Origin of the sequence: Rhizobium lusitanum, from assembly GCF_014189535.1 — a bacterium.
Taxonomy (GTDB): Bacteria; Pseudomonadota; Alphaproteobacteria; order Rhizobiales; family Rhizobiaceae; genus Rhizobium; species Rhizobium lusitanum_C.
In genome coordinates, this window is sequence record NZ_CP050308.1 from 128,230 (window position 1) to 142,596 (window position 14,367).

11 protein-coding genes are annotated in these 14,367 nt (G+C 59.2%); 3 read left to right on the forward strand and 8 right to left on the reverse strand.

All coding sequences use genetic code 11. The features are described from left to right. Nucleotides 1-100 precede the first annotated feature (100 nt). The 6 genes from HB780_RS14375 to HB780_RS14400 all read right to left on the reverse strand — a co-directional run bounded on the left by HB780_RS14375 (nucleotide 101) and on the right by HB780_RS14400 (nucleotide 8,867). Complete coding sequence (locus HB780_RS14375; RefSeq protein ID WP_286203107.1) at nucleotides 101-673, reverse strand: flavin reductase family protein; 573 nt, start codon at nucleotides 671-673, stop codon at nucleotides 101-103. A gap of 150 nt (nucleotides 674-823) precedes the next feature. Further along, nucleotides 824-1,519, reverse strand: coding sequence for an HAD hydrolase-like protein (locus HB780_RS14380; protein WP_183692848.1), 696 nt, complete (start codon nucleotides 1,517-1,519; stop codon nucleotides 824-826). 201 nt (nucleotides 1,520-1,720) lie between these two features. Further along, nucleotides 1,721-5,515 carry a vitamin B12-dependent ribonucleotide reductase gene (locus tag HB780_RS14385; RefSeq protein ID WP_183692849.1) on the reverse strand — a complete coding sequence of 1,265 codons (3,795 nt, stop codon included), beginning with the start codon at nucleotides 5,513-5,515 and terminating at the stop codon, nucleotides 1,721-1,723. 771 nt (nucleotides 5,516-6,286) lie between these two features. Beyond that, a complete protein-coding gene (gpt, locus tag HB780_RS14390) occupies nucleotides 6,287-6,784 on the reverse strand; it encodes a xanthine phosphoribosyltransferase (RefSeq protein ID WP_183692852.1) in 498 nt (165 codons plus the stop codon). A 349-nt stretch (nucleotides 6,785-7,133) separates the two neighbouring features. Then, nucleotides 7,134-7,976, reverse strand: a complete 843-nt coding sequence (locus tag HB780_RS14395) for a universal stress protein (RefSeq protein WP_183692854.1) — start codon at nucleotides 7,974-7,976, stop codon at nucleotides 7,134-7,136. Nucleotides 7,977-8,093: 117 nt separating this feature from the next. Next, the gene (locus HB780_RS14400) at nucleotides 8,094-8,867 is read right to left on the reverse strand and encodes a competence/damage-inducible protein A (RefSeq protein ID WP_183692856.1); all 774 of its coding nucleotides are present in this window, start codon (nucleotides 8,865-8,867) and stop codon (nucleotides 8,094-8,096) included. A 238-nt stretch (nucleotides 8,868-9,105) separates the two neighbouring features. Here HB780_RS14400 and wrbA point away from each other — a divergent pair, with 238 nt between their 5' ends. Then, nucleotides 9,106-9,705 (forward strand): NAD(P)H:quinone oxidoreductase type IV, encoded by a 600-nt coding sequence (wrbA, locus tag HB780_RS14405; RefSeq protein WP_183692858.1) that lies wholly within the window; start codon nucleotides 9,106-9,108, stop codon nucleotides 9,703-9,705. 223 nt (nucleotides 9,706-9,928) lie between these two features. Further along, complete coding sequence (locus HB780_RS14410) at nucleotides 9,929-10,246, forward strand: hypothetical protein (RefSeq protein WP_183692860.1); 318 nt, start codon at nucleotides 9,929-9,931, stop codon at nucleotides 10,244-10,246. A gap of 4 nt (nucleotides 10,247-10,250) precedes the next feature. Here the strand turns inward: HB780_RS14410 and HB780_RS14415 are convergent, their stop codons facing one another. Then, nucleotides 10,251-11,672: a Hint domain-containing protein gene (locus HB780_RS14415; RefSeq protein ID WP_183692862.1), complete on the reverse strand. Its 1,422-nt coding sequence runs from the start codon at nucleotides 11,670-11,672 to the stop codon at nucleotides 10,251-10,253. Nucleotides 11,673-11,818: 146 nt separating this feature from the next. Then, on the reverse strand, nucleotides 11,819-13,045 hold the full coding sequence (locus HB780_RS14420; RefSeq protein ID WP_286203108.1) for a Hint domain-containing protein: 1,227 nt from the start codon (nucleotides 13,043-13,045) through the stop codon (nucleotides 11,819-11,821). A 925-nt stretch (nucleotides 13,046-13,970) separates the two neighbouring features. Between HB780_RS14420 and HB780_RS14425 the strand changes: the two genes are divergently transcribed. After that, entirely contained in the window at nucleotides 13,971-14,267 is a 297-nt protein-coding gene (locus HB780_RS14425; protein ID WP_183692864.1) for a hypothetical protein, read from the forward strand. The last annotated feature ends 100 nt before the right edge of the window (nucleotides 14,268-14,367 follow it).

A 14,367-nucleotide genomic window follows, 5' to 3' on the forward strand; every position in this document is an offset into this window, starting at 1 on the left:
ATCCTTCGCCCAGGGTCACATTCGATCTTGTGTTGCTACGGACAGTCTTGGACGGCAGGAGTTGAGCGCAATTAGGCATCGAATATAAGGGCACGCGATTTCAGGTCGTTTCGGCCGCCGTCGAAAGCGACTCCCCAATGGCATAGAAGTGTCCACCCGCTACGTGATGAAGGCTGCGCCATTCCGGCCCCGCCGTTTCGAAATGCCAGTGGCCGTCCCGGAACACACGGTCGTCCGCCCACGCAGCGATGACTTCGGCAATGAAGAGGTCGTAGGTGTCTTGAATATGCGGCTCATTGATCAGCTTGCAGACAAGCCAGGCCGAGCAGCCTTCAACGAACGGCAGATCCTGTCCCGGCACTTCGAAGATCGAGATACCTGATGTCTGAAGCTTGTCTGGCTCTTCGTATAACGTTCGGGTTCCGACCTCCCGTGTCAGCGCAAGCTGGGCGACCGTCGGAACTTGCACGACGAAAACCCCGCTCTCCTCGATGAGGGAGCGCGTCTGCGCAACCTTGTCGACAACCAGGGTGAGCTTCGGTGGATCGATATCAAGACCGCAACACCAGGCCACGGCCATGACATTGTCGATGCCGCCATGTCGTGCGGACAAGAGCACGGTCGGGCCGTGGTTGATCAGACGAAAGGCCTTCTTGAGCTCAACGGAATTCATGTGTTCGTTCATCGGAAGTCCAGATAGATGACGTTATCACTGCCTGTGGCTTCCTGATGAGCGGAGGCAGAATTATCGGGTAGTGCGAATCATAGTGCATGAGATTCTCACAGTGGCTGCGTGTCCAGATAGCCTGTGGTAGCGCGCCTCTTACCTCGATAATGATCTCAATTCCTCTGGTGCTGCTAGAATAAGATCCGCGCCAGCAAGCTCGAGTTCTTCACGGTTACCATAGCCCCAAAGAACACCGACGGCACGCATCTGGTTCGCGTGGGCTCCGACGATGTCAAACTTTCTATCGCCGACCATCAGGCAGTTCTGGGCGGCCAGTCCAGTATCCTGCAGAATATGCGCCAGCAGTTCAGGCTTATGGTCCAGACCGGCTCCGGGCACCGAGCCATATATGCCTTGGAAAAGGTCCGACAGTCCGTGATTGTCGAGAATGCGCTGTGCGAATGTTTGTCGTTTGGAAGTCGCCAGAAGAAGGCGGGTGCCTTGAGAATGCAGCTCGACGAGTGTTTCCCTGATGCCGGGGTAAAGCTCGCTCAGCAACAGACCTCGAGTTCCATAGTCAGCTCGGTAGGCATCGACCGCTTCCGCGACACGATCATCGCCGAATGAGCTGAGAAGGTACCGCATCACGTCTTCGATCGGCGGGCCAATGATCGAGCGGATATCCATCTCCGGGTCCGTTTCATGGCCAAGAGCACGCAATGCCGCGCGGCAGCTTGAAAGGATACCTGGTTGGGAATCGACCAATGTTCCGTCGAGATCGAGGAGGAGGTTGGAAGCGGTGTAGGGCACGGGGATCTCACTTTCTCTATCGATGGTCGAAAACAGAGCCATTTATAAACACGGATATCAGGGGAACGCGTCAAGGGAAGCGAACAGGAACCTATGGCCTCGCAATGATTGCGGCAAAAGGTTCGCTCCAACGAATGAGAGCGGCCTTTCGGCCGCTCTCTGACATTTCTAACAGAACAGAATGCGCGGAAACCTAGGCATAATCACTTTGTGACAAGCCCAAACAAGCCCGCTCACTTTTGATCAGCTGCACCCACTCGTGCTGCCGCATGTGTCGCACTTCTCGCAGGTTCCATTCCGGACCATCGTGAAGTTCTGGCATTCGGTGCACATGTTGCCGGTGTAGCCCTGCATGATGGAGCGGGCGCGGCGTTCGGATTCCAGCTTCTTGGCGTCGGTCTTGGCTGCTGCCGCATCGTCCGCCGCCTTGTCGGTGAAGAGGCCGGTTTCTTCTGCCACTTCCTCGGCAATCTCTTCGGCCAGTTCCTTGGCGCGTTCCTCGTAATCGCGCTTGAAGGCGACGACTTCCGAGGTGGAGATGGCGCTCGTCGGTTCCAGCTTGCGCACGGCGTTGCCGGAGAAAGCGGAGATCGTCGAGACAGAGGCGGCGCGGGCAGGAGCGGCCGTGGCCGAACCCTTGATCTCGGCTGCCGGGCGCTCGCCCGAGGTCGGCACCAGTGTCGGCTTGTAGCCGCGGGTCAGGCCCTTGGAGACGACATCGGCCTTGCCTTCGGATACGCCGCGTCCGAGCGCCGTATTGTTGAAGTCCGAGGTGTCCACATGCGCGAGATCGTGGCGGTTGAGATAGGAGATGGCCAGTTCACGGAACACGTAATCGAGGATCGACGTGGCGTTCTTTATCGCGTCGTTACCGGTGACGATGCCTGCCGGCTCGAACTTGGTGAAGGTGAAGGCGTCGACATATTCCTCGAGCGGCACGCCATATTGCAGGCCGAGCGAGACGGAGATGGCGAAGTTGTTGATGAGGGCGCGCAGAGCCGAGCCTTCCTTGTTCATGTCAAGGAAGATTTCCCCGAGGCGGCCGTCGTCATATTCGCCGGTGCGCAGGAAGATGGTGTGTCCGCCGATCTTGGCCTTCTGGGTGTAACCCTTGCGGCGACCCGGGAGCTTCTCCTGGCTGCGGACGACCTTCTCGATGATGCGCTCGATGATCTTCTCGGTGACGGTGACGGCCTGTGCGGCAGCCGGAGCCTGCAGGAATTCCTCCAGTGCATCCTCGTCATCCTCGTCTTCGATCAGCGAGGAGTTGAGCGGCTGGCTGAGCTTGGAGCCGTCGCGATAGAGCGCGTTCGCCTTCAGGCCGAGCTTCCAGGAGAGCATGTAGGCGTTCTTGCAATCCTCGACGGTTGCTTCGTTGGCCATGTTGATCGTCTTGGAAATGGCGCCCGAGATGAAGGGCTGGGCGGCGGCCATCATGCGGATGTGGCTTTCGACCGAGAGGTAACGCTTGCCGATCTTGCCGCAAGGATTGGCGCAATCGAAGACCGCGAGATGTTCGTTCTTGAGGAACGGCGCGCCTTCCAGCGTCATCGCACCGCAGACGTGGATGTTGGCAGCTTCGATATCCTTCTTGGAGAAGCCGAGATGGTCGAGCAGGTTGAAGCTGATGTCTGCCATCTGCTCGTCGGAAACCTTCAGCGTGCCCTTCAGGAAGTCGGCGCCGAGGGTCCACTGGTTAAAGACGAACTTGATGTCGAAGGCACTCTTCAGCGCTGCGTTGACGGTTTCCACCTTCTCGTCGGTGAAGCCCTTGGTCTTCAGCGTCGAAGGGTTGATGGCCGGCGCCTGGTTCAGGTTGCCGTGGCCGACAGCGTAGGCTTCGATCTCGGCAAGCTGGCTTTCGCTATAGCCAAGCGTCCGCAGCGCTTCCGGAACGGCGCGGTTGATGATCTTGAAGTAGCCGCCGCCGGCGAGCTTCTTGAACTTCACCAGGGCGAAGTCCGGCTCGATGCCGGTGGTGTCGCAATCCATGACGAGGCCGATCGTGCCGGTCGGCGCGATGACGGTTGCCTGGGCATTACGGTAGCCGTGCTTTTCGCCGAGTTCCAGCGCCTTGTCCCAGGCAGCCTTGGCATGGGCGACGAGATCCTGGTCCGGATTTTCGGAGTGGATCAGCGCCACCGGGTTGACCGACAGACCTTCATAACCGGAGGTCTCGCCATAGGCGGCGCGGCGATGGTTGCGGATGACGCGCAGCATGTTCTCGCGGTTCGGCTTGAACATCGGGAACGCCCCGAGTTCGGAGGCCATTTCAGCCGAGGTCGCATAGGAAATGCCGGTCATGATCGCGGTCAGCGAGCCGGCGATAGCGCGGGCTTCGTCGCTATCGTAGGGAATGCCGGAGGACATCAGCAGGCCGCCGATATTGGCGTAGCCGAGACCGATCGTGCGATATTCATAGGAGAGTTCGGCAATGCGGCGCGACGGGAACTGCGCCATCATCACCGAGATTTCGAGAACGACGGTCCAGAGACGGACGGCATGCTCATAGTCAGTGATATCGATGCGCTTGGTCGCTGCATCCTTGAACATCATCAGGTTCAGCGAGGCAAGGTTGCAGGCGGTGTCGTCGAGGAACATGTATTCCGAGCACGGATTGGATGCGCGGATCGGGCCGGCGGCCGGGCTGGTGTGCCAGTCGTTCATCGTCGTGTTGAAGTGCAGGCCCGGATCGGCCGATGCCCAGGCGGCATAGGAGATCGATTCCCAGAGGTCGCGTGCCTTCAGGGTCTTCATGATCTTGCCGTCCTTGCGGGCGGTCAGGTGCCAGTCGGCATCGTTCTCGACGGCGCGCAGGAACTCGTCCTTGATAGAGACGGAGTTGTTCGAGTTCTGGCCGGAAACGGTCAGATAGGCTTCGGAGTCCCAGTCGGTGTCGTAGGTCTTGAACTCGAGATCCTTGTAGCCCTGGCGAGCGAACTGGATGACGCGCTGAACGTAGTTTTCCGGAACCAGATCCTTCTTGGCGGCGCGGATTTCGCGCTTCAGGGCAGGGTTCTTGGCCGGGTCGAAGCAATCGTCATTGTCGCCTTCGCAATTGACGGTCGCCTTCATGATCGCCTTCAGGTGCTTGGCGACGATCTTCGAACCTGTAACAAGGGCGGCAACCTTCTGCTCTTCCTTGACCTTCCAGTTGATGTATTCCTCGATATCCGGATGGTCGATGTCGACAACGACCATCTTGGCGGCGCGGCGCGTCGTGCCGCCCGACTTGATGGCGCCGGCAGCGCGGTCGCCGATCTTCAGAAAGCTCATCAGGCCGGAGGAACGGCCGCCGCCGGACAGCTTTTCGCCTTCGCCGCGCAGCAGCGAGAAGTTCGAGCCGGTGCCGGAGCCGTACTTGAAGAGACGGGCTTCACGAACCCAGAGGTCCATGATGCCGCCTTCGTTGACGAGATCGTCCTCGACCGACTGGATGAAGCAGGCATGCGGCTGCGGATGCTCATAGGCCGACTTGGACTTGGTGAGCTTGCCGGTGAAGGGGTCGACATAATAGTGGCCCTGGCCGGGGCCATCGATGCCATAGGCCCAGTGCATACCGGTGTTGAACCACTGCGGTGAGTTCGGTGCGACGCGCTGCGTGGCAAGCATATAGGCAAGCTCGTCGCAGAAAGCCGACGCGTCTTCCTCGGACGAGAAATGCCCGCCCTTCCAGCCCCAATAGGTCCAGGTGCCGGCCAGACGGTCGAAGACCTGACGCGCATCAATTTCGGAGCCGGTCTGGCTTTCCTTCGGCAGGTCCTTCAGGGCAGCGTCATCGGGAACGGAGCGCCACAGGAAGGAAGGAACGTCGTTTTCCTCAACCTTCTTGAGCCTGGTCGGAACGCCGGCCTTGCGGAAATACTTCTGCGCCAGAATGTCGGCGGCGACCTGCGAGAACTGCGCCGGCACGTCGATGTTTTCGAGGCGGAAAACGATCGAGCCATCGGGATTCTTGATCTCGCTGGTGGCCTTGCGGAATTCGATCTCCGCATAGGGTGACTGGCCTGCCTTCGTAAAGCGACGCTCGATGCGCATGGTCCCATAACCTCATTCGTTGGAGCACACCTGCCTCGTAAACAGGGCGCAAAAGTTCTCGTCTGGCCTCGCGACTTGAACGCGCAGCCATTGTTCATTCCGCTATCTGACAGGGGGTGTCATTCGGAGATGACTTTCCTCTATCTTGTGTCGATGGTGGCTGCAAACACTAAATATAGTATTAACAGCTTATTGCTGCCAGTCCCCGCATGTGTTTTTTTGGCAGCATCGACATCGGCACAAAAAACCTCACGGCGCGACCAGCAATGGTTCATCGCCCTGAATCAAAATCCGATTTCGAATTGAGGACCAGTCCTCGTTATCCCGCCTGGCCCAGTCGCCGCCGCAACGTTTCTTATTAAGTTTGAAAGACCCGATTCCGTCAAGGGGTGGTTTGCGACAGATTTTTAACCACAATATCTTGTGGGGATACCTGTGGAAACCGGGGAAACGCTGGGACATCAGAAGATTCAAGCGCTTGGCGGAAAAAGCTCGCCTTTCGGACGATCGCTTTGGGGGTAAATACCATCAACGACGGAGGTCAACGCGACAATATTGTGAACGTGACCCTGAAACCATTGGTTTTGGAGCAAAACCATGCTGCGGCGTCTTATGATTCGGGCGGAAGGCCTTGAATCCCGCGTGTTCTTGCTGAGAGAAGAGCACTAAATATAGTGGACGCCGAAGCGCCCACCTCTATTCCTGATATATTAGCCAGATCGGATGCGTCACGGAGAATCACCAGTGATTCGTGTGAGTCCCGAACGGATCTCAGCCGCGATGACCCTTGGCGATCGGCTCCTGATAGGTGAAGCCCATGTCCCAGGGGAAGTAGATCCAGGTGTCCTGGCTGACCTCGGTGATGAAGGTATCGATGGTCGGCACGCCGGTTGGCTTGGCGTAGACACAGGCGAAATGCGCTTTCGGCAGCATGGTGCGGACTTGGGCAGCCGTCTTGCCCGTGTCGGTCAGGTCGTCGACAACCAACACGCCTTCACCGCCGTCGGTGAGGAGCTCTGGTGTGATTCCCTTGAGCAGATCCATTTCGCCCTGGGTCGAATAGTCATGATAGGAGGCGACACAGACGGTCTCGATCAGGCGGATGTTCAGTTCGCGCGAAATGATGGCAGCAGGCACGAGGCCGCCGCGGGTGATACAGACGATCGCCCTGAAATTCTTGTTGAGGCCGGCAAGCCGCCAGGCAAGGGCGCGGGCGTCGCGGTGGAACTGATCCCAGGATACGGGAAAGGCTTTATCGGGCAGGGACATGGCTCAGGAGCTCCGGGAGCAGACATAACGACACACCGGCGCTACCGGCGACCCTGAGCAGACCCCGCGACGGGCGCGGACCATGGACTAAATCCTGAAACGCGATTCGCTCGCCATCTGCCTGAACATGATCTTACCCGGAAGCGGCCTGGCGCTTTTGGGTCATGTTCCGTAGACCGCGCGAATGGTTCCCTGGCGGGAATTCTGTCATCGGTCGCTGTTTTCTGCTGGATTTACGGCGAAAAGGCAAGAGCTGCCGCTATGCCACACATTCGGCAGGGTGTGCAAAAGGCACAGCAGCGCTTCGAAACCGGGCGATCGTGCGCACCTCAGGCAATCACAAACGTACTTACCTTGCCAGCAGCGTCATCGCCGTCATCGATTTCAGCAATGTCCGCGTCGTGCCGCCGAAGATCAATTGCCAGAGCCAGGAATGCGTATAAGCGCCCATGACGAGCAGATCGATCGAGTTGTCGGCGAGGCGGTTCTCGATGACCTGCGATGGCGTCTTGCCGCCGCAGCTTTCCGTCGTCAGCGTGGCGCGAACGCCATGGCGGGCGAGCGTTGCCTCGATCTCGAGGCTGGTGTCCGTTGGGGAGCGCTTGGAGCTCTCGGACGTGTCGATCGACAGAATCTCCACGGAATCGGCAGCCTTTAGAAACGGCATGGCATCGAACGTTGCGCGGGCGGCTTCCTTCGAACCGTTCCAGGCAATCAGCACGCGGCGGATCGGTTTTGGCTGCGTAAGTATATAAGGGATCATCAGCACCGGCCGTCCGCTTTCGAACAGGAAGCTTTCGACATCGACATTCGAGTCGGACGATTTGGACGGGTCGGGTTGCACGGCGATCAGCAGATCGGCGCTGCGGGCGCTTTCGATCAGGGGTTCGGAGCCGTAGCCGACGGTGCTGAAGAAGCTGCGCCAGTCGTAATCGAGACCCTCGCGCTCCATTTTCGCGCGAAACAGCTGTTCGACTTCGATCGCCTGGCTGTGTGCCATGTCCTGCAGGGCCTGCACGGCCACCGGATCGGGGATCTCCATCGGCGCGACCAGCGGCACGGTTGAGACGATTTCCGCATGCAGGCCGATAATATGAGCTCCATGCTCCTTGGCGAGCGCTGCCGCAAAATCGACCGCGACCGTTGTATTGTCTGGCGTGTCGAGAATGACCAAGATGGTTTTATAGGACATGACGTGATCTCCCGTGCGGAAGGGATCGGTTCGGTTCATTATATCAGCATTCCGCATGATATTAATGCGCCGATATCACTCCGGTTCCCTCCCTGATGAAAAAGACCTCGTCGAGCGTCATGCCTCAGCGGACTGATTTTCCTTGGCTTTCGACTGCCTGATGGCCTCGATCATCGCCTGAACTTCAGCTGCGACACTTTCGACCAGCTCGGCCGAGCGGGCGCGCACGACGATCTCGGTCGAGAAGGATTGGCCGACATAGCGCGGATAGGAACCGATGCTGGTATCCGGATGGGCTTTCTGGATGGCACCGAGCAGCGTGCCGATCTCGCCTTCGCCGTAAGGGCAGGAAATCGCCGCCGACAGCATGCGGGTGCCGGAGCGCAGCGTCGGCACGACATTGTCGAGCATGGCCTGAAAAACCTGCGGTACGCCGGCCATGACATAGACGTTGCGGATGTTGAACCCCGGCGCGGTCGATACCGGATTGGCGATGTGCTTCGATCCCACGGGCATGCGCGCCATGCGCTGGCGGGCCTCGGTGAATTCCATCTCGCGCTTGGCATACATCTCCGCCATGATTCGCATCGCCTCCGCATCGTGCTGGCAAGGCACGCCGAAAGCTTTGGCGATGGCGTCGGCGGTGATGTCGTCATGCGTCGGGCCGATGCCGCCGGAGGTGAAGACATAGTCATATTGGCCACGCAACGCATTCAGCGCGGCGACAATGGCGTCTTCATCGTCGGCAACGATACGGACTTCCTTCAGGTCGATGCCGGACAGCAGCATGACATCGGCGAGATGGCCGATATTCTTGTCTTTCGTCCGGCCGGAGAGCAGTTCGTCGCCGATGGCCAGCATGGCGGCGGTGACAATGGTTTCATTGGTCATGGAAGTATCCGTGGAATTGCGCAGGCGCGCGTTCGAAAATGGTTTTGAAATAGGTAGCGCCGTTTGCGGCGAATGAAAACTGCCGTTTTCGTATCCTCTGCGTTAGAAAAGCGACCGCAAATGAATTTTCGTCTTCGTCAGGTGAACAGTCCGTTCCAGTTGCCGGGGCTGCGTCCTTGTCCCGTCGCTGGTACAACTTGCCCCGACAATCAGCGCGTCCAACAAACAGGAGACACCCATGGCTAAGGTTCTGGTACTTTACTATTCCGCCTACGGTCACATCGAGAAGATGGCCTATGCCGTCGCTGAAGGTGCAAAGTCGGCCGGCGCCGAGGTAACCGTCAAACGCGTTCCGGAACTCGTGCCGGAAGAGGTCGCCAAGGCTTCCTGTTTCAAGCTCGACCAGGACGCGCCGATCGCAACACCGGATGAGCTGGCCGAATACGACGCCATCATCGTCGGTGCCGGCACGCGTTTCGGCACGGTCGCTTCGCAGATGCGCAATTTCTGGGATCAGACCGGCGGCCTGTGGTTTGCAGGCAAGCTAGTCGGCAAGGTCGGCTCGGTCTTCACCTCGTCCGCCACCCAGCACGGCGGCCAGGAATCGACGATCCTCGGCTTCATTCCGACGCTTCTGCACCAAGGCATGGTCGTCGTCGGTCTTCCCTATGCTTTCCAGGGCCAGATGGGCACGGAAGAAGTCAAGGGCGGTTCGCCCTACGGCGCGTCCACGATCACCAATGGCGACGGTTCGCGTCAGCCTTCGGAAATCGAACTGGAAGCCGCGAAGTACCAGGGAGCCCACGTCGCCAAGATCGCGGCCAAGCTCGTCGCCTGATTAGTACTTTGCCAATCCATCAAAAGGCGCAGCGAAAGCTGCGCTTTTTTGTGTTGTGGAGCCAGCAGGCATCCGTGCCAATAGCCGGTCCCGTCAGCAAAAAAACTACTGCAAAGTGCGATAGAGGCGATGCCTTTGATGTGATCGCTATTTCTGGTGGCATTCATGATGCGTTCATCAATTAGGGTTCAATGAAGAGCTGCAAACTTTGAATGGAGACGTCATGAGCAAGATTTTCAATATCGTCGGCGCTGGAGCGTTGACGCTGATCATGGGACTCGCATCCTTTACGCCTTCGGTTGCCGCGCCGCTCAATACAGCCAAGCCGGCGGCAAGCACCGCCGTCGAACAGGTACAATACCGTGAGGGCGACCGCCGCCGTTGGGACGACAGAAGGCATCGCCCGAACCGTCGTCAGCCGCATTACCGCCCCGGTGGATGGAATGGCTATCAGGGCTATCAACGCGCCCGCCCGGGCTATCGCCGCCACAGTGACGGCTGGTGGTATCCGCGCAGCGCATTCAGGATCGAAATTCGCTAGGCGTTCAACGCTGACGCAGACGAAAAAAAGGCGGCCCAATGGGTCGCCTTTTTTGTTGGGGAACCACCAGGTTTCCGGTTCCGTCAACGTGGCAAGCATCTGGCATATGCCCAACGCTTCTCGCGACATCATCGTCATGCAGGACCGTGTCGGACTTGGCCTCGTGCAGGGCCGGACGCCGGATCAAAACCATGCGACAAGGAGCGAAGACATGACGACGAAATTGATCCAGGGCGCCGTGAACAAGGTTGCCGAGAAGCATCCCGCCGGGGCGTAAATCGACGACACGGAGATGGCTGGACTGCGGGTGGTGGGGAGCAGGTCCTTCAGCGACAAGCTCGTGGGCAATATCAATGATGGGAGCGGGCGGTACGTCTCGATCGTCATTGGCAGGACTGACGAGGTGAACCTCTGGACTACTCATGAACGCTCGGCGGAGCTCACGCTTTGGCGTGGTCATGGGTGGAATCCAGGATCTGCCGGCGTCGGGGTCGAAGGCGAGGCGCAGGATGGCATGGCCGCGGCAATCGGCCCAGAGGTCGGGAGGCAGGGGAAGCCGACCGTTGGTCCAGCGCCAAGCGCAGCCCTGGACAGCCTCCTCAGGGTAAAAGCCCTCAACCTCGTCGAGCGAAAGCTGACGGTTGACACGGAGACCGTCGAAGAGTGCAAGGCCATGGATCGAAAGACCGAGTGTCCGTCTGTCCGGGCTTGCGCCGTCGTCAGCCGGGACCCAAGTATGCGACCCGAGTATGGCTTCCTTGGCATCGGTTGGGAAGATAAACACCGCCAGATTGTCATCGATCGTCGGCTCAACGCGCCGGCCATCCACCATGAGGTGTGGGTCCATTCCCGTGGTGTGGCGCCAGCCCATCGATTCCGCGCGGGAGAGCAGACGCTGGCGGATCGCTGCCACGACCGCGCCGCCTTTTACCAGCGATTGCGCGCGTTGCTCGACGACGGCCGTCGTTTGTTCCGCGGGTGGGGCGTCGGCGAACCAAACGCCGCCGCAATCCAGGCAGCTCTCGCAGCCGAGCCCCTCGACCAGGAGCACCGCGTGGCTTTCCAGCTCGAGATGCCAATAGGTGACTTCATCGACGTCGACTGAGGCAACCGTAGCGCCATTAATCAATTGGCCGATCGAGATCAACACATCGTCCACTGCCCGCACACGCACCGCGTGGCTTGGTGACAGCTGTAGATCCTGTTTGGGAGTGTCGCCCGGAAAAGCCCGAGCCTTGATTTGCACCGGACAGTACTCGCGCGGGGGCTTGCGGATCGTCCGTGAGCTGATTCTGACGATGGCGCGCACGTTTCCGGCGGCGGTTATCACCAAGTTGCCCGCAATCAAGTCTTCTACGGCGATTTCGCCGCGCGGGGTGCGGATGCGAGTTCCAGAAACGAAGCTGGCCGGCACCTCGGACATCATCGGACAACCCCTGATAAACTGCTCGTCCGTTGAGACCAGCGTGTGGTTGATTCCAGTATCCCTACCGCTCCAGTTCGTGGAGCAAGAGCAGTTCTACCTCGTAAGGCTACGACGCTTGCGGACTGAGGTCGGCAGGGCACCTAAGATCACGCAGCTTTGCTTGCTTGTTTCGGAGTGATCGCCTCGGCGCGGCAGGCGAGGCGCTCCCTGATGGCCTCGACGATCAGGCCGCCGTCAACGAACGGCCGGGCATATCGGGCCAAGCTCTCGGCGACGCGCTGAGGATCGACTTTACCGAGGCGGCTATACGCACGGCCAAAGAAAGCACCATTGCCGGCATCCATGTAGCTCTCGCAAGGCATCCCCTCGGCGAGCAGCACATCGTGGCTCTCAAGCTCCACATGCCAGTAGGTCACCTCCGGAACCTCGATCCAGTCGATGGTCGATCCGTTGACCAGCTGGCCGACTGGAACGAATACCTCGCCGGCCATGTCGACGCAGACTGCGTGGCCAGACGAGAGGAAGAGGTCACGAACGGGAAGGTTGTCACCGAACGCGCCGGCCATAACCCGCACCGGCCAGGCTTCAGGCGCCGGGCGCTCGATCCGGCGGTGGCCGATCCAGACGATGGGTCGTGCCTTGCCCGAGGATGTCACGGCCAGGCCACCGACGCGAAGGTCCTCCACAGCTATCTCGCCACGCGTCGTACGGATGCGTGTGCCGGAGACAAAGCAGGGCACTTGGTTGGTGGTGATGGTGTTGCCAGAGATTACGAAGTCGGCGGTATTCACGCTCGGATCGAAGTTGATCGTGAATGTTCCCGCACTTGTGTTGAATATGGCGGCGTTGCCGACGATATCGACCGAATTTACCGTGCCGGTGCCGCTATAGGAGATGATGTCGCCGGCATTGAAGTCCGTGATAGTGCCGTTGAAGGGCTGCGAGAACACGAACGTGCCGCTATCCGTCGCACCGAGATCGACGGTCAGTCCCGAGGCGTCGGCGCCTCCCACGAACTGGCCACCATTCCACTGGAATGTTCCATAGTTGGAGAGGATGATGGTCCCGCTGGCCGAGGTAAGGAAACCGCCGGCGATCAGCGCGCCACCGTTGACGGTGATGGGACCGATCGCCGAGAGCGTATTGGGGACCATATTGAGGTGGGCTCCGCCGATTTCGAGCACGCCCTCGATCGTCATGCTGCCCCCGGCGTTCACCGTAAGGGCGGAAGCTCCCACAAAGTCTATCGAGCTGACGTCGACCGAGCCGCTGTTGACCGTGGCCGTGTCTACCGCCCCCGGCGTCCCATTGGGCGACCAGTCGCCAGCGGTGTTCCAGTCGCCGTTGGTCCCATTCCAGGTATAATTCGTCATTCTTCCCTCCTGAGCGGCTCCATCGCCTTTGTAGCCCGTGATTGCATCATCTCCGCGCCCAGTGCGCCAAGGTGAAGTATGTCAGCAGTCAAAAATAATATTTCTACAAAAAGTCGAGCATCTATGTAGCAATTGCCTCGTAGATTGAATCTGGTCGGCGGCTTGGCGGGAGTACTTGTATGCGATCTCCCTGCTACAGTCAGTGCGTTTGGGTCGCCGTGGTAAGTATAGATGGCCAGGGTTGCACTTTGTTCCGTCACAAAGCTACTTGCCGTTGGTTACGCGTAACGTATCCCATTCCCTTGTTCAAGGGGATATATATTGCAAGCCTAAAATAAAGGTCACCTAATAAATATGGCGTTTCGGGCTGAAGGGGGAGGCCGAGGGTGTCCATACGGGTTCCTGATCCCGATTGCCTGAAGCGGGCGCATGCGGCCAGTGGTCGCCGGGACAATGTCCGAAGGCACCAGGTGTCTCCCTGGCTCGCATGACCCAACCGGTGGCGCGTGCTGCCAGCCGCCTGGATGAAGGGCCTTGGCGCTTGAAAATGGGGATGGTGGGTCCCGGACCGGCTATCAACCTGCCCGCCAGGCTATCGTCGTTACAGCGACGGCTGATGGTATCCGCGCAGCGCGTTCAGAATTGAAATTCGCTAGGCGTTCAATGCTGACGTAGACGAAAAAAGGCGGCCCAGCGGGTCGCCTTTTTTGCAAGCGAATTTTCCGATAAAAAGGCCCGTGTCTGGCGGTTGCCTGTAGATTTGGTGCGGACGACGGGGGTCGAACCCGTACGGATCACTCCGAGGGATTTAGAATCCTACAATTGACCAAGAGCTCATACTTTTATGAGTTGTGACCGGGCTGGAACGCCGGTCATATCCGAGCACGGCGGTCGTCCGCAGCGCCGAAAGCATTTGGAGGTAAGCATGCCCCAGATTGAGTCGCTCACCTTTTACACTTCCGCATCTGTCGACAAACGTCGTGCGGATCGCTGGGCTTTTATCGGCATATACTCGATATTCTTTGACGACGAGGACAGTGCCCGCGAGGCGCTGCGCGAACTCCGTGAAGATGTTGAGAGTGAACCCGAGAACAGTTGGTCGCCGATGCAGCTGGAGAAGATCGAGACCGTGCCCATCTCGAAAGAAAGCCTCCTGGCGCTCCTGAACGACGGCGTTGGCGCGATTGTGAAGAGCTACGAGATCATCGATATTATCGACTAGCGGGCGGGAGGAGAGCGCGAGAGGAAGGGCCAAAGGGGGGCTTCTCGCCCTGGCGCCGGGCGGGTCGAACCCGGCGGCGCCAGCCTGAGCGTTTCCCCGG